Here is a 17,021-nt window from a genome sequence, read left to right on the forward strand (position 1 = left end):
TCCTACACTCCTTTCTTCGCAAATAGATGGACAGTTGAATAAGCACCGGTACCACCTAAGTTTTGTGCTAACCCAATCTTTGCTCCATCCACTTGATTGGCTGCATTTCCTCTTAACTGAGAGACAATTTGATAGATTTGAGCTACTCCAGTTGCACCAATTGGATGCCCTCTCGAAAGTAACCCGCCACTCGTATTTACTGGAAACTGTCCACCATGTTTTGTTAATCCCTCCTCTACAGCCTTATAACCCTCTCCACGTTTAAAAAATCCAAGCTCTTCAATAGCAATAATCTCAGTCATCGTGAAACAGTCGTGAATTTCAACAACATCAATATCCTTCGGCTCAAGATTAGCTTCCTCATATGCAAGACGAGCAGATTCACCAATCGCTGATATTTGTAAAACATCTGGTATTTCCTGAAGTAATGTAGGTCCTGATGCTTGACCAGATGCTAAGATTTTCACACCTTCATTCCCACGTGTGATAACTATAGCTGCAGCTCCATCCGTTATTGGTGAACAATCAAATAAGCCAAGTGGATCAGTAATCATTCTAGCATTGATAATTTCTTCTAAACTTGATTGTTTTTGAAACTGAGCCTTTGGATTTCCAGATGCATATTGACGGTTTTTCAATGCAACCATCGCTAAATGCTTCTTTTCAGCCCCATACTCATGCATGTAACGATTAGCAGTCACTCCAAAAAACGCAGGAAATGTTAATCCTGAAACACCTTCATTTGTATCGCTGTCCATCGCTGTGTTAATAGCTGTAGTAACTTTTTCCGTTGAAGCTTGCGTCATTTTTTCAACACCGGCTACAAGAACCGTGTCATAGACACCATGCTTAACCATCAAATAAGCTTGTCGAAAAGCAATTCCTCCAGATGCACAAGCTCCTTCGATTTTGGCAGTAGGTACACCTTGTATGCCAAGTTCATTAGAAACAATCGAGCCTAGTATTTCCTGTCCACTTAACATACCACCCATAAAGTTCCCAATATATACAGCATCAATCTTAGGCTTTCCAGCATCAATAATTGCTTCACGACATGCCTCTACCAATAATGATTTCATTGTTCGGTCATGTTTACCGAATTTCGTCATGCCAATACCCGTTACTGATACATCACTCATTTATTCTCACTCCAATACTCTTTCCGTATTTCTTTTTTTAAAATCTTTCCATAAGAGCTTTTTGGTAGTTGTTCAACAAATTGAATGCCCTTAGGCTTTTTGAAGCTAGCTAGATGTTTTTTACAAAGCTCCACTAACTCTTCTTCACTAACTGTTTCATCTTCTCGCAAAACGACATGGGCGTATACTACTTCTCCCCACTTGTCATCAGGTATACCGAATACTGACGTTTCTTTCACCGCCTCGTGCATACTTAGCACTTCTTCCACTTCACGGGGATATATATTGGCGCCACCACTAATAATCACATCTTTTTTTCTATCTACTAAATGAAGATACCCTTCTTCATCTATCCAACCTAAATCTCCTGTATGCAACCATCCATCTTTTAACGTATCCCTTGTAGCTTCTTCATTGTTCCAATATCCTTGCATTACTAATGAGCCAAAGCAAATAACTTCACCTACATCACCTTGTCCAACTTCTTCACCATCATCATTAACAATCTTCATGTCAACAAACGGTCCCGTTGCCCCACATGATAAAGGACGCTTAGAAAGTTCATGTCTAGGCATACATGTAATCGCCATCGGTGCTTCAACTTGCCCATAAGTTTCAACAAATATAGGACCTAGTAATTCGAGAGCCTTTTTAAGCTTTTCCTCAGCAATTGGCGCCCCTGCCATGTTAATTGACTTTAATGAAGCTAATAATGAAGGATCACACGAAGGGTCATGAATCATCAAATTAACCATAGTCGGAACAAGGAAAATAATATTTACTTGTTCCTCATGTATATCCTTAATAAATTCCGGTGGGTTAAACTTTGAAAATACGACCTGCTTATTTCCAAGAATATAGGAGCATTGAGCTAAAAAATTACTCCCGTGGGTCAATGGAGCAACGTGACCAATTACATCTTCTGTAGTAATTTCACATGACATAATTAGAGATAACGCACCAGCAATAAAGTTACGGTGTGATAACATAACCCCTTTTGGGCGCCCTGTTGTTCCTGATGTATACATAATGGCATACAAATCATCTTCTAAGACCTCAACATTTACTCGACTAGAAGAACTAGTAGAAACTAAATTTTCATACTGCTCACCAACGTTTATTACTGGAAGTGATGTTTCTATTGGTTGAATCAGTTCCTTCTCTCCGATAATGATTGACGCACCCGATTGTTCAAGAATATATTCATGCTCCTTCGGGTGAAGTCGATAGTTTAATGGAACTTTCACCAACCCACTGAATGCTACCGCTAAATCAAGCTCAATACATTCATAACGGTTAGACATCAAAATGGCTACCCGGTCCCCTTTAGAAAGTCCTTTTGCTAGTAAGCCATTCGCAATTCGCTGTGCACGATCAGATAGTTCAGAAAAAGTAAAAGATTGCTCTCCAGCAGTAACTGCAACTTTATTAGCATATTGCTTACACGTTTTTCGAGCTAATAAGCCGATTGTTTCCATAACATTTCACCCCTTATTTCTGATTAAACGTTGTTAAACGGAACCCAGCCTTTTCATTAAAAGCTCTTTTTGCTTCCACATTGTCTGAAACATGAATACAAAACTCAATAGTTACTAAGACTGGGTTTTTATTTTTCAAAAAATGGCCTCCTAAAATTGTTCCATCTTCATTAACTATCAATCCATGAAAATGAATATCTAGTTCACCTGACTCATCTTTAGCTATAACCCCTGTACCACTTAATAGCTCAATCGCTCCTACTACTTCCTTCTCTTGACTATATGTTGGCTTCCCTTGAGCATCAGACGCACCATGAATATAGCAAACTTGACTAAGAGAACCCATACATGTAACAAATCCTGAGGTAATACCATGAACTTCACACTGAGCAATCAGTCCAGCTAACAAATCTTCGCCACTAGCTAAACAACCAAACAGTTTTCCCTTTTCTTTGTCGTATACCGAATGACTCGATTGTGTCAATTTTTTCACCTCTACTTAACTTGTAATAAATCTGGTAAAAACGTAGAAATTTGCGGAACAAACGTTACTAACAGTAATACAATTACAGCTGCGAATACAAATGGTAATACTGCTTTTGAAATGTCTCGTAACGATATCTTTGAAATACCACAAGCTACATATAAATTGACCCCTACTGGTGGAGTAAAAAGACCAATAGCTAAGTTCACAACCATGAATACACCAAATACTGTCGGATCGATACTTAAGTGAATCATAATTGGGATTAAAATTGGAACAAATAAATACAGAGCAGAAATTGCATCTATAAAAGCACCTGCAATAATTAAAATTAGATTAATTAATAACAATATTAGAATTGGGTTTTCGGTAATACTTAATAAGCTATCCGCAACGGTTCTTGCAATTCTCTCTTTCGTAATGATATAAGCAAAGACTGAAGCAGAAGCAACGATAAACATAACAACTGCTGTTTGAACCGATGAGTCTACTAAAATATTTTTAAAATGAGGGATTTTAATTTCTCTATAAATAAAGATCCCTACAAATAAACCATAGAATACAGCAACTACTGCAGCTTCAGTAGCCGTAAAAATCCCACCATAAATACCACCGATAATTATAAATGGCATTAATAAGCCCCAAAATGCACTAAAAAATGATTTGATAATTTCTTGAGGCGTTGATTTTTTCCTCGGTTTATATTCAGACGTTACAGATAAATCAGAAAGTCCTTTGTTTTCACGTTTCAGTACATAGTAAGCTGCGAGCAAAAATCCAATTCCAAGAAGGATACCTGGTACTATACCTGCGATAAAAAGACGGCCAATTGAAACAGGTAATCTATCTCCTGCCACAACTGCAAATACAATAAAGGCAATACTTGGAGGAATGATAATCCCTATAGAGCCGGCACTTGCTAATAACCCAGAAGCGGATTCCTTGGAAAAACCATTTTTCACTAGGGCAGGGATTAATATCGTACCTAATGCAGCAACTGTTGCAGGCCCTGAACCGGAAATAGCCGCAAAAAAGAAAGCTACCATAATTGTGACTAGTGCCATTCCTCCTTTGCGATGACCTAATAATGAGTCAGCAAATGCAATTAGACGCTTCGATATACCAGCATACTCCATAATAACTCCAGCTAGGATAAAAAATGGGATGGCTAATAGTGTAAAACGAGCCGAGGAAGCATACATAATATCAGTTAGTGTAGATAGTGCTCTTACACCATCAAATATAAAGAGGGTTGAAACGGATGCCGCTGCTAAGGAAATTGCAATGGGAACGTTAATTAATAATAGTAAAAAGAAAATACCAAACAATACAATTGCTATCATGTTGTCTTCCTCCCCTCTCTTACAATTGTAAGAATTTCAGCCACTGTAACTTGTATTGAACGGATCAAACATAATGCTCCTCCAACAAGCATTCCCGATGAAAAGATCCATTGCGGCCAACCAAGGGCAGGTGATTTTTGATTTAAACTCATTTGAAATTGAATCGTATCCCAAGTGTAATAAACGACCATTGAGAAAATTAAAATACTAATAATTCCAGTGATTGATACTAAAATGACTTTAATTGAATCTTTCGCTAAGTCATATATCAAACTAAAACCAAGATGAGATTTACGATGAATTCCAATTGCAGCTCCTGTAAAAATTAGTAATACAAATAGATTAACAGTCACTTCTTCTGTAAATGAAAGGGAATAGTTGATAAAATAACGGCTTATTACATTAGCAAAGGTAAGAATTGACATTACTGACAAGCTAAATATAACTAAACTGTATTCAAAATATGTAAGTAGTTTACTCATGTTCATCACCTTTTTCGTCTAGGTAGTAATTGAGACAGAAGCTATCGCTTCTGCCTCACAATTTCTTAGTTGCCTCTGAATGCTTCTAGTAACTCTGCACCCCAGACAGACTCATATTCATCATAGATTACTTCTACTTTTTCTCTGAAACCATCTAACTGTTCATCAGAAAGGTATGAAAATTCCATTCCGCTTTCCTTTAACTCTTCAATTAAGTCAGCTGAACGCTCACGGTTTAATTCTTTTTGATAAGCGTTTGCTAAAGCTGCAGCTTCACGTACAGCTTCTTGATCAGAAGGATGAAGTGATTCAAATAATTCTTTATTCATTCCAAGTACAAGTGGATCATATGAATAGTTCCACATTGAAATATATTGTTGAACTTCATTTAAACGAGACGAATGAATAACATCGATAGGATTTTCTTGTCCGTCAATTGTACCTTGTTGAAGTGATGTAAAGACTTCAGCAAATGCCATTGACGTCGGGTCAGCACCTAATGCTCTAAATAAATCAATATACATGCTAATACCAGGAATACGAACTTTTAAATCTTTAATGTCTTCTACATTTTCAATTGGACGAACATCATTTGTGATTTGACGGAAGCCATTTTCACCATAGCCTAAAGGCTCTACACCAATTTCACGTAAAATTTCATTTAATGCTTCTCCACCAGAACCTGCAAGAGCTGCATCCGCTTCGTCTAAATCTGTGAACAAGAACGGTGCACTTACAGCTCCAAAACGCTCATCAATAATTGAATAAATAATTGTTGAGTGATAAGAAAGATCTGTATTTCCACGTAATAACATTTCGATACCTGTTTGTTGATTTCCACCAGATAACTGCTCATCGCCAACAACATCAATCTCAAAACGTCCATCCGTCAGAGCACTTAACTCTTCAGCAAACTTCTCAGCACCTAAGAACCAAGTAGATGCTTCACCTGTAGTTACAGACATGCTTAGGTTATATGTATCTGTTGGTTCATCAGAACTAGTACCATCCTGACTTTCTCCTTGGTCTGGCTCAGCATCTCCACCAGTTGATTGCCCACCACATGCAGCTAAAACTAATAGCATCATAGCAACTAGTAGTGAAAGCCATAACTTTCTTTCTCTCATAATGATTTCCCCTTTTCTAACCTATATTTTTTTAATTATTAGTACAAAAAATATATTGGACTAATAAAATAAATAACAAATAGCAATTTTCAGAGTTTTAAAATTATAATGCTATTCTAACACCATTAAATATCAAGATCTATCTTTTTTACCTTTTTTATGTTGCTTACATTAATTCGCTAGTTTATTTCATCTAATTAAATCTCTTACTACTAATCTACGTTCTACGACTTAAAACTCTGAATCTGTATTGTTTGTTTATATATTTGCCTTGGTCTTCCCCTACTAATTGGCTGTTCTTCTCCAATTATTTTGACGAAATCATTTAATTCAAGCTTACTCAATATTCTCCTAGCACTTCGCAAGGTAATTCCAAAGCCAGTAGCTAAATCATTTGTTGTAAATTTTTTCTCCGTTGAAAACTCTGTAAAGGAAAGTAATTTATTAATTGTACCAACACTCAAACCAGCTTTTTTCGCAATTGCAATTAACTCTGGATCATCGCTTCTTATTGAATACCTTAGCTGAGATTTATCTCCTATTGGACCATGAACATATCCATCTATCTCAACAATAAAACAACTTCCATACTCAATGAACCTTGCCTTTGATAAAGCTTCATGTGCTTTTAGTTCTGCATCATAGGCAGTCTCTCCAAAGCCAATTCCTAAATACGTTTCCAACTGAAGTTTTTGTCGAATTTCTTGTAAAATACTAATTTCTTTGAAATGTTTAGTGATTCTTTCTATTTGACCTCTTGTTGTAATAAAGCGAATCTCACCACTTTCTGACCAATCAATTAACGCTTGTATTTCTTCTCCAAAATCTATTAATAGCTGTTGCAATGCAAGTTTTCGTCGCTTAACTTGATATTCAGAAGTATGGTTATTGTTTGATTCTTTCTGATTCTTCACTCCAATGATCCCTATCGCAATCTGACTTTGAGCATGTTGTAATGATTTCCCTTCTAATATCGCTCGTTCTAATGTATTTCGAATAGAAGATTTAGCTGGTGATATTCGATATACAGGTACGTTTAAGGCTAGTAATTTCTCATAAACAGTATAAACACTAGTAATGGCTGCCTCTACATGGTTATTTGACCATAGATGATAATGGAAGGTAACCAATTCATCCAAGTTTTGATTCGATCCACATTCTTTTGTAAATGTTTTTTCTATACTAATTTCTAATTCTTCTAGACATTCTCTTATCTCAGATTCTGCAGGATAATCAATACTAAATGTAATTGGTTGCTTTGAGCTCACTTTCATTCTTTCAACCATTTTAAAGAGCCCACGATAAATTGATATTTCATTATATGGTACATAAACCATTGGTTTTGTGCCTTGAATTTGATTTTCCTTTAAATAATTTAGAGCTACTAAATAAGGTATCGGTCCACCAAACAGTAGTATATCGTGCTCCTCCATATAGGTGTTTACAAGTTCGATAACATCTTCTGGATTTCGAAATATATCAATAGTAATTTCAATATCATCATACCTCTTAATTATTTCTTTTGTATTCCCCACCATATCAGGCGTGATTATCGCTGCAACTTTTATCATATGTAAAAGCTCCTTTCGATCTACTTATTGTTATAATTTTCAGAATTTTATAAAAGGTCTATTTACGGACATTGTAACAAAATGATAAATGGAATACTATAGCATTAAGAAAAGAAACTTAAAACTGTATTAACGATAAGAAAGGGGGAAAAGAAGTCACGGTGACGAAATGATACTAACTTTAGAAGGTAGTGAAACAAATGGAGAGTTTATTACTTGCCTCTATAATCGTTTTTTTTGCAGCTGTGTTGCAAGCTTGCACAGGCTTTGGATTTTCAATAATGGCCACACCTTTTTTACTCTTTGTATTTGACCCACGGACAGCAATCCAAATCAATATTATTCTCTCAATTGTTATTTCATTATTTATGGTTCCACGAATCGGAAAAGAAGTAGATAAGGTACTTCTAAAGAGACTCTTAATTGGTAGTGTTATCGGTAGTCCAATTGGTATTTTTGTATTTCTATATTTAGATGTTCAACTGTTAAAGCTTATCATTAGTCTACTAATTCTATTCCTTACTGCCTTATTAATCTTTAAATTCACAACGAATCGGACAGCTAAAAAGGATACTATTGGTGGTGGCTTATCAGGATTATTAACAACAAGTATTGGAATGCCTGGTCCTCCTTTACTATTATATTTTACAGGGGCGAATATCGATAAAGCTGTTTTAAGGAGCACTACTTTAGCATTTTATCTATTTGTTTATGTTGTCGGACTAGGAATGCAAATCACCTTTGGCTCTACCTCAAAAGAGATATGGATTTCTTCTCTAATGTTATTACCTGTTACCTTTGCTGGAATTTTTGTTGGTCAGTACGTTTTTCATTATATTAATCAACGAGTATTTCAGTTGATTACGTATATTATCTTAGCAATAACAGGTCTATATTTATTGTTCACATCAATCTAGCGCTTCTTACACTACGTAAGAAGACACTTACTTTTGTAAGCGCTATCATTTTAAATGCAATGAAATTCGTTATTTTTGTAAAGAATTCTTACTAACTAAAAGGAGGGCAGCTTATGCTATAATTTCTTTTATCATAAAACAATATACGTTTCCATTGTTAATTTTCTGAAAATTTTAAATAGTTAGTTTATCATTCCATTAAACAAAAGGGGGCTATAACGTGAGATTTATTTCAAAGTTATTTACTAGAATAGCAGAAAGATATTTGCCTGACGCATTTATTTTCGTTTTTGCTCTTACATTACTAGTATTCATTCTTGGTCTTTTTAAAGGATACGGGCCAGTTCAAATAGCGGACTTTTGGGGTAATGGATTTTTTGATTTATTGGCTTTTACAGCTCAAGCGATTTTAATACTTGTTACAGGATTTGCTTTAGCACATACACCTCTTATCAATAAATGGTTAAAAGCATTTGCTAGAATTCCCAAAAATGAAATTCAAGTCATTATCGCTACTACATTAGTAATGATGGTTTGTAGCTGGTTATCTTGGGGCTTTGGTTTAATTGCGGGTGCTATCGTTGCACGTGAAATGGGAATCGTTCACAGAGGAAAAATCCACTATCCTCTAGTTGTAGCTTCTTCTTATGCTGGATTTCTCGTCTGGCATGCGGGCTATGGTGGAGCAATCCCGACACTAATTGCTACACCTGGACATTTTCTGGAAGACCAAATGGGGATCATTGAAGTTTCGGAGACAATTTTTGCACCGAGTACATTTATTCTATTAGGGATTTTAGCTATCGTTATTCCTACTGCCCTTATTATGATGAGACCTAAAGAAAACGAAGCTAGAATTAGTCTACCAGAATCAGAACTAGCTAAAGAAGAAATTGCTTCTAGTCATGATAATAAAAGCTTAACTCCTGCAGCGAAATTAGAAGAACAACGCTTTATACCTCTTATTCTAGGAATACTTGGTGTATTTTGGTTAGGAGCATACTTTTTCAATGGTGGTACAGTAAACATCAACATTGTCATTATGAGTTTCTTCGCATTAGGACTACTATTAACCCCGAATGTTCGAAGCTACATACATTCATTTGAAGGCGGTGCAAAGTCATCATATGGAATTATTATGCAGTTCCCCTTCTACGCAGGTATAATGGGAATAATGATTGGTACTGGAATGGCAGCTGATATCGCTAACACTTTTGTTACGATTGCAACTGATAAAACCTTACCTTTCTGGGGATTCATTAGTGCAGGAATCGTAAATATGTTTGTTCCATCAGGTGGTGGACAGTGGGCAGTACAGGGGCCAATTATGGTTGAAGCTGCAAATCAACTTGGCGCTGATATGTCAAAAGTTGTTATGGCTGTAGCTTGGGGAGATGCTTGGACGAATATGATTCAACCGTTCTGGACACTTCCTTTATTAGCAATAGCAGGATTAGGAATTAGACACATTATGGGTTATACAGCTTTAATTTTGATTATTAGTGGCGTTGTATTAGGTGCAGGGTTACTTATTCTCTAAACAGCAATAATGACTAAACTATTGGGGTGAAACGTTTATGCATATATCCAAGTATGATGATATAACAAATTTGTCCGCTCTGAATATGGCAGAATTAGTTCAACAAAAAAAACTGTCAGCCGTTGAAATAATTAAAGCACACTTACATCGAATTGATGCTCTCAACCCTACAATTAACGCTTTCTGTACTATATTATCTGATGAGGCTATGTCTGCTGCTGCTGCAGCAGATGAAGCTTTCATGCGCGGGGAGAAAGTTGGCCCTCTCCATGGATTGCCTGTAGCACTGAAAGATTTGACTCCAACAAAAGGTGTTCGAACAACTCGAGGATCAAAATTATTCGAAAACTTCATTCCAGAAAATGATGCCCTTCTTGTAAAAAGAATAAAAGAAGCAGGTGGAATTATTATCGGAAAAACAAATACACCTGAATTTGGTCATAAAGGTATAACTGACAATCAACTTTTTGGTCCAACTCTCAACCCATGGGATACTAAACGAACTGTTGGTGGTTCAAGTGGAGGTTCAAGTGCCGCTGTTGCTTCAAGAATGGTCCCTCTTGCTGAAGGTAGTGATGGCGCAGGTTCAATTCGTATTCCAGCGAGCATGTGTGGCGTTTTTGGATTTAAACCAACTTATGGGAGAATTCCAGATGTTGTAGGTGCATTTTCAAGTCACACCCCCTTTTTCCATAACGGTCCTATTACTAGAGATGTTTCCGACGCTGCTCTATTTTATCAATCAATGGCAGGCGCTCATTATACTGATCCTTTCTCCATTCCAAATGATGAGAATATATTTGCAACATTGAATGACAGTATTAAAGGAATGAAAATTGCCTATAGTCCAAATTTAGGCTATTTCGATATTGCCCCTGAAGTCGAAGCAAGTTGTAAGCAAGCAGCTACTATATTTTCTGAGCTAGGTTGTGTAGTCGAAGAAATTGATATAGGTTTTGATAAAGAAATAGAAAACGACTTTATGATTTTGTGGTGTGGGAAAATGGCATCATTATATGACGACTTAACTGACCAACAACTTTCATTACTAGAGCCTGAGGTAAAAGAGTTAATCATTCATGGTAAACAACTGAGCGCTGTACAGTTTGGAAAAGCGAACTTAGCTAGAGAAAGGGTCTGGGAAAAACTAATAAAAATTCATGAAAAGTATGACTTTCTCATTTGCCCTACTACTGCAGTCCCAGCTTTTCCACTTGAACATGGAGCTCCTACTACTATAAATGGAAATCCTATTAACCCTTTAATCGGTTGGTTTTTGACTTATCCATTTAATTTAACTGGAAATCCAGTTGCTTCCGTACCATGTGGTTTTTCCAAAGATGGTCTACCAATTGGTTTACAAATTATTGGTCGTCATTTAGCTGACTCCTCCGTCCTTCGTTGTTCCAAAAGTTTTGAAAAGCAACTAGCCCTTGACACATTTGTAAAGGACATAGTAATAAATAGATAAGCCAAGTAATTAAGCCGTCTTCGTGTAGCAAGACGGCTTTAGCAAGATTCTATTCTCTTTTTAAAACTCTATAGCAATTAAACTCAATGTTCCTAAATCATAACTACGATGTAGGACTGTAGGTGTTTGTGCAGTACCACTTCCCATAGCAATGAACAATGGAACAAAGTGTTCCGCTCTTGGTACAGCTAAATTCGCATGAGGAGCAAGTGTATGATAGTTGAATAAAGAATCTACGTTTTGTGTTTTGATATTATCGAGTAACCAATCGTCAAATTCATTAGTCCAAGGCTCAACTTCAGTTTGACCCCATTTAAGTAATCGTAAATTATGTGATGTCCCCCCACTTCCGATAACGAGAATATCTTGATTACCAAGCCCACGCAATGCTTCCCCAATTTTATACTGCTCCTTAGGAGGTATATAAGGATTAATAGACACTTGAACAACGGGAATTTCTGCATTTGGATAAAGGTGCTTTAAAATTACCCAAGCACCGTGATCTAAACCTCTCTTTTCATCTCTCTTTGATGCAATTCCAGCACCTTTTAATAATTCTTCAACAATCGAAGCTACTTCTGTAGAACCTTTTGCTGGATATGTTACTTTAGATAATTCTTCTGGAAACCCACCAAAATCATATATTGTGTCGTATGGATCATCCTTAAAGGATATTGTTGTAGTTTCTTGTTCCCAATGCGCTGTAAATAAGACAATTGCTTTAGGTGCGAAACGCTGTCCAATTTGTTGTAATGTCTCAGTATATGTGTTCTCTTCTAATGCTAACATGGGAGAACCGTGACAAATAAAAAGTGATGGCATCATACTTTTACATCTCCTATTTAATGACTTTGATATATATACAAATCTTACAACCACATTATCATATTCCCACAATATCTCCCAACAACTTGCACCTTTCTTCGTTTCCGCACTATTAGGTAAAACTAGACAAAGGAAGCCAAAGGTTGTCAAAGGTTTCGACAAGCAATTAAAAGAATCTATTAAATAAGAGCAAGTATAGTCGACTTGTATCACTTTGAGCAGTTTTATTTAAGAATTGCTCAAAAAGTCATAGAATTTACAGAAAAAAGGAGCATGATAGTATGAGAACAAAACGTAGAGATGATTGGAAATCACATTGGAGAAAATATAAACATTTATATAAAGGAAACCGTAATGAAAGAAGAAATAAATGGAGAATAAAATGGGATAACCGTTTTAAAGCTAGTTAATTGAACTACTCACCGCTTAAATTCTAATGAAATTTGAAGCGGGAGATTCCTGCGAACACCAGTGTAACCACTAGTTATTGAGCAAGCTCTACCCGTAGTCCCTACGGTGAAAACAAAAAATATCTTATGTGATAGACCTACCACGCGCCCTACTTTTGCTTGGTTTTCACAACTTCGGTATGCGTGGAATGGATTGACCCTTCTTTGAATAAGCTTTCACTAATCCACTACTTAAGTATTTTTTAATTTCCTGAGCCACTAAAAAAGTGGAGACAGAACCTGACGTTCTGCCTCCACTTTAATTTTATCTTAGTTAATTAATTTTCTCCCATATATTATCGTTATATAGACGCTTGTCCTGTAAAATCAATTTTCCTGTGTGGTTTAAATTAACATCAACATTTATATTTCTTAATGAATCTTCGTTTAGTACAAATGGACCTTCTTTGTTTAACTTCTTCCACAGCTTTACGTCTCTACGATAAAGACGTTCGCGCAACTGATAGACATCTGCGCCAATTTTCAATCCTTCTAGATAAGTTTTTCTTACTTCTTCTTCTACTTCTTTCTTAATCCTTACCTTTACTTCTTCCTCAGTTATTGGCTTTATAACTTCTGATAAATTAGCCTCAAATACGAGATCTAAATCAAAAAACACTTCCCCATTTTGTTCTGTATACGTCACTTCTATATCAGGACTTATTAATGACGCAGTAGTTTTAGGTCTCTCATTATCGCCAAGAGCAACCCCAGAACGAAACGTTTCATCCTGTACCCACCGATAACCTGTAATCTGCTCTGCATCAAGCAATCCTTTATATCTTCCTTGTTCTATTACAAATGCTCCGTTGATTGAATACTTTTCTTTTGATTCTGTTTCTTCATAATACAACTCATCTGAAATTGCCAAGTTCGGCAAAATAAGAGTTGAGGCAGGTTCTTGAAGCCACGCAAAAAATCGATTCATCCGAACTCTAGGAATCATTGAACTTTGTTCAAATGTCGGTGTTGGATCATGTAGCATTGTTTGTAATGGTGAAAGTTCATACATTGATGTAACCGAAAAAATATCCATCATCGACTCTTCTGTCCCAAATACCCATGGTGTATAACGGAACTCTGGATAACGTATAAGAATATCGAGAGTATCACCTACTTCTCTTTTAAAAACACTTTCTGAAATAACTATCGCAGACATATGTCCCCAGAAAATACGTTGCTGCGCTTCTTCATAAATTTGCGATAATGCTAAATCAAGTGTCTCACCTGTACCGCGCCCTATCCAAGGTGGAAACTGGGCAGAAGGTTGTCCTACATCTGCTGCGGCAATTGCAGCAAAGTCAATAAATTGAGTATAGGTAATAAATTCCTCTGACTCTTCGTCATAGTCAACTCCTATTGCAACAACATAGTACATTTCATTCATTAATTTTGCATCCCAACAGCCTGTAAGTAGAAGTAAACTAATTAATATAACCGAAAAGCTCGTTCGTGAAAAAGGAAAACTCATGACGATTCCCCTTTTCTCGTTTGATCTTTCGTGTTCATGTTCGTAGGTCTTTTCTTCATCATAGACCAAGGTAAGCGTCCAAAGGTTGATAAGAAATCCTTAAAATTCGTTGTACCACCAGTTGATAAATAAGGAACATTAAATGACGTTAGTGTCGATAGATACCATAGAATGGAAAAAAGACTAATAATAAACCCAAAAATCCCTAGAAATGCGGCTAAGAAAAAGGAGTATAAACGTAGAATCGTTACTGTTCCATTCAATGACTGATTAACTAGTGTAAACGTACCCACTATTGATAAAGCAATTACAACAAGCAACGTTGCTGAAGCTAATCCACCTTGAATTGCTGCGTCACCAATAATAAGCCCACCAACAACCGCTACCGTTTGACCCACAGGCTTTGCCAGTCGAACAACAGCTTCCCGAAAAAGTTCCAAGAAAATTAACATCATGATTGTTTCAAGGGAAGTTGGAAAAGGGATTCCGTGCCTTGATAAAGCAACAGTTGTTAGAAATTGAAATGGTACCTGCTCTAAATGAAAGGTCATAATTGCAACCCACAAGCTAGGCAAAAAGATAGCTAATAATAACCCTAAGAACCGAAGCATAACCTCCATCGTAACAAAGTAATATGGGGTATGTAAATCTTCCGGTGTTTTTAATAACATTGTAAATGTAGCTGGTGCAATTATTCCATTTGGTACACCGCTTATAAGAATTGCAAACTTTCCTCGAGTTAGACAATTGACAACATAGTCAGGTCTACCTGCAAATTCACATAACGGAAAAATTGAATAAGGTGAATCTGCAAGTAGTTCTTCTAGTATGGAACTAGAATCTAATACGTCTATATCAATATCATTAATACGCTTCCTAGCTTCCTCGATGAGTGTAGGATCAACAACATCCTCTAGATATAACAAAGAAACCTTTGTTTTACTACGCTTTCCAACAATAAATGTTTCATTATACATACTATTTGTTCTTAGTCGTTTTCTCACAAGAGCCACGTTTGTGCTTAAGTCTTCAGTGAATCCATCTTTAGGACCACGAATGGAAATTTCCGTATTCGACTCTTCTGGTGTACGGTTTGGTTCTTCCGTAATTGTTAAAAAGAAAACTCGTTTACTATTTTTAAAATAAAGAACGAGCTCTCCAGAAAAAACATTGTAAACGAGTTCTTCCATTCCCTCTTCTGAGCCTAGAGCACGTATTGGTAAACGTTTTTGAAGCTGCTGATAAAACTGATAATCATTATTTGAATCATCAATGACAGCCTCAATATCAGGTAAAATAAATTGACTTAATTCCTTTGAATCCGCTAAACCCTGACAATAAATGACTAGAACGGGCTCATCAGATTTTCCAAGCATGTAATTATGCGTAATGACATCTTCGCTAGAAGAAAAGGTATTTATCATGTTTTCTTCTGTTAGTTTTTCAGGTAATAGTTCTCCCCCACCCTTTGTCAGAGTAGCACCTTTGTCTGTTTTACGTTGTTGTTTACGTAAGCTAGAGAGTCTGCTCGTGATTTTCATTTGCACTCCCCCTTTTTTTCTTAGATGCAAATTGACATAGTAGAAGTAGTACAAGCGTAAAGAGAAGAACGAACCCAATTACTATTGGATAAAACCAGTTCATTAATAAATTTAAAAACATCGGGTCACTTATTGGAAAGTAAGTCGAAATGATAAAAATCAGTGCAATACCTGCGATTACTTTTGTACGATGTCTTGATTTTTCTTGTAAAAATATATCACCTAATAAAAACAGTAGAAAAGAAAGACGAATAAATGCCCCAGACATCCACTGATAAAATGAAAGTACATCTAAATGGTCTACATATTCTCCCAATGTTAATAGTCTCCACTGCTCAAAGGCAGGGTACCGTTGTTTCATCGCTTCAGCAGGTCCAAATTCCGTAATCGCACCTATGGTAGGACCTAACGTAAGACCTATTAAAATAAGGCTTAGGATAACGAGATGAAAGAAGCGGATTTGTCCCTTTACTTTGTGTTGAACTAATAGGAGCATTATCATCTCAGCTAACCCACCAGTCACATAGATCATTCCGTGTAAGATAGGATTCCAGCCGTGCTCAACTATGGGAAAAAGCAATGAATGATCTTTTTCTGGCATGTTTCCTCCAGCTACAAAAAAACCAAAGATTACGACAAACGGGAGTACGACAACACCTGACATTATAAGGGGTTTCAAACCAGATTTAGCTACAAGAAAAATAAGTATTAAAAATACAAATGCGACGATTGTATTTGGTGTATATAACAAGTAAGATAAATCAATCCACATGACTGTATCTCGAAAGGTAATATAAAAGTTAAATGCTATGTAAATCAAAAAAGGAGCCATTACTATAATAGCAACAATATTTCCATATTTATTTTTCAACCAGTCAAACAATTTTTCTTGACCGAGCTTCTTTATTACAACAAGTAATACTACGAGCCATAAAATTACTGGAATAATGGACAAAAGGATCGCCAACCACGCATCTCGAGCCGATGCATTTAATAAAAGAGGAATAATGATAACGTGATTTGTAAGGCCAGTAGATAAAGTAAAAATAATAAGAATATGACGAACATTGAAAGACTGACTTGTCATAGCAAAGCTCTCCTCAACCTAAGACATCTTTCAATTAGTCTTTGGAAAACTTTCCAAAATATACTTTTAAATAGAAAATGATTAGTGATTAGTGAT

At 36.2% G+C, this 17,021-nt stretch carries 15 protein-coding genes; 4 read left to right on the forward strand and 11 right to left on the reverse strand.

All coding sequences use genetic code 11. The features are described from left to right. Positions 1-2: 2 nt before the first annotated feature. The 7 genes from CD003_RS09025 to CD003_RS09055 form a co-directional block, all read right to left on the reverse strand. A complete protein-coding gene (locus CD003_RS09025) occupies positions 3-1,139 on the reverse strand; it encodes a thiolase domain-containing protein (RefSeq protein WP_096200795.1) in 1,137 nt (378 codons plus the stop codon). Beyond that, complete coding sequence (locus CD003_RS09030) at positions 1,136-2,617, reverse strand: class I adenylate-forming enzyme family protein (RefSeq protein ID WP_096200796.1); 1,482 nt, start codon at positions 2,615-2,617, stop codon at positions 1,136-1,138. Before CD003_RS09030 ends, CD003_RS09025 begins: the two co-directional genes overlap by 4 nt. A gap of 13 nt (positions 2,618-2,630) precedes the next feature. Further along, entirely contained in the window at positions 2,631-3,101 is a 471-nt protein-coding gene (locus CD003_RS09035; protein WP_179295495.1) for a PPC domain-containing DNA-binding protein, read from the reverse strand. Positions 3,102-3,112: 11 nt separating this feature from the next. After that, a complete protein-coding gene (locus tag CD003_RS09040) occupies positions 3,113-4,444 on the reverse strand; it encodes a TRAP transporter large permease (RefSeq protein WP_096200798.1) in 1,332 nt (443 codons plus the stop codon). Next, entirely contained in the window at positions 4,441-4,926 is a 486-nt protein-coding gene (locus tag CD003_RS09045) for a TRAP transporter small permease (RefSeq protein ID WP_179295496.1), read from the reverse strand. The genes CD003_RS09040 and CD003_RS09045 overlap by 4 nt, the downstream gene beginning before the upstream one ends. A gap of 65 nt (positions 4,927-4,991) precedes the next feature. Continuing rightward, positions 4,992-6,053, reverse strand: a complete 1,062-nt coding sequence (locus CD003_RS09050) for a DctP family TRAP transporter solute-binding subunit (RefSeq protein WP_096200800.1) — start codon at positions 6,051-6,053, stop codon at positions 4,992-4,994. A gap of 224 nt (positions 6,054-6,277) precedes the next feature. Then, entirely contained in the window at positions 6,278-7,624 is a 1,347-nt protein-coding gene (locus CD003_RS09055; protein ID WP_096200801.1) for a transcriptional regulator, read from the reverse strand. A 200-nt stretch (positions 7,625-7,824) separates the two neighbouring features. Between CD003_RS09055 and CD003_RS09060 the strand changes: the two genes are divergently transcribed. The 3 genes from CD003_RS09060 (at position 7,825) to CD003_RS09070 (ending at position 11,552) form a co-directional block, all read left to right on the forward strand. Next, on the forward strand, positions 7,825-8,541 hold the full coding sequence (locus tag CD003_RS09060) for a sulfite exporter TauE/SafE family protein (RefSeq protein WP_096200802.1): 717 nt from the start codon (positions 7,825-7,827) through the stop codon (positions 8,539-8,541). A 220-nt stretch (positions 8,542-8,761) separates the two neighbouring features. Beyond that, positions 8,762-10,081 carry a short-chain fatty acid transporter gene (locus CD003_RS09065; RefSeq protein ID WP_096200803.1) on the forward strand — a complete coding sequence of 440 codons (1,320 nt, stop codon included), beginning with the start codon at positions 8,762-8,764 and terminating at the stop codon, positions 10,079-10,081. A gap of 37 nt (positions 10,082-10,118) precedes the next feature. After that, positions 10,119-11,552: an amidase gene (locus tag CD003_RS09070; RefSeq protein ID WP_096200804.1), complete on the forward strand. Its 1,434-nt coding sequence runs from the start codon at positions 10,119-10,121 to the stop codon at positions 11,550-11,552. A gap of 60 nt (positions 11,553-11,612) precedes the next feature. Here CD003_RS09070 and CD003_RS09075 read toward each other — a convergent pair whose 3' ends face one another. After that, positions 11,613-12,377, reverse strand: coding sequence for a DODA-type extradiol aromatic ring-opening family dioxygenase (locus CD003_RS09075; RefSeq protein ID WP_096200805.1), 765 nt, complete (start codon positions 12,375-12,377; stop codon positions 11,613-11,615). A gap of 281 nt (positions 12,378-12,658) precedes the next feature. On the opposite strand from CD003_RS09075, the gene CD003_RS22270 reads away from it, so the two are divergent. Further along, positions 12,659-12,787 carry a hypothetical protein gene (locus CD003_RS22270; protein ID WP_257008285.1) on the forward strand — a complete coding sequence of 43 codons (129 nt, stop codon included), beginning with the start codon at positions 12,659-12,661 and terminating at the stop codon, positions 12,785-12,787. 313 nt (positions 12,788-13,100) lie between these two features. Here CD003_RS22270 and CD003_RS09080 read toward each other — a convergent pair whose 3' ends face one another. From CD003_RS09080 to CD003_RS09090, 3 genes are read right to left on the reverse strand one after another with little or no spacing between them, the layout of a single operon-like run. Next, positions 13,101-14,297 (reverse strand): Ger(x)C family spore germination protein, encoded by a 1,197-nt coding sequence (locus CD003_RS09080; protein WP_096200806.1) that lies wholly within the window; start codon positions 14,295-14,297, stop codon positions 13,101-13,103. Beyond that, positions 14,294-15,838, reverse strand: coding sequence for a spore germination protein (locus CD003_RS09085; RefSeq protein ID WP_096200807.1), 1,545 nt, complete (start codon positions 15,836-15,838; stop codon positions 14,294-14,296). The genes CD003_RS09080 and CD003_RS09085 overlap by 4 nt, the downstream gene beginning before the upstream one ends. Next, positions 15,813-16,925, reverse strand: a complete 1,113-nt coding sequence (locus tag CD003_RS09090) for an endospore germination permease (RefSeq protein ID WP_096200808.1) — start codon at positions 16,923-16,925, stop codon at positions 15,813-15,815. The genes CD003_RS09085 and CD003_RS09090 overlap by 26 nt, the downstream gene beginning before the upstream one ends. Between the last annotated feature and the right edge of the window lie 96 nt (positions 16,926-17,021).

The sequence above is a fragment of the Bacillus sp. FJAT-45350 genome, from assembly GCF_002335805.1.
In the GTDB taxonomy this organism is placed as follows: domain Bacteria; phylum Bacillota; class Bacilli; order Bacillales; family NISU01; genus FJAT-45350.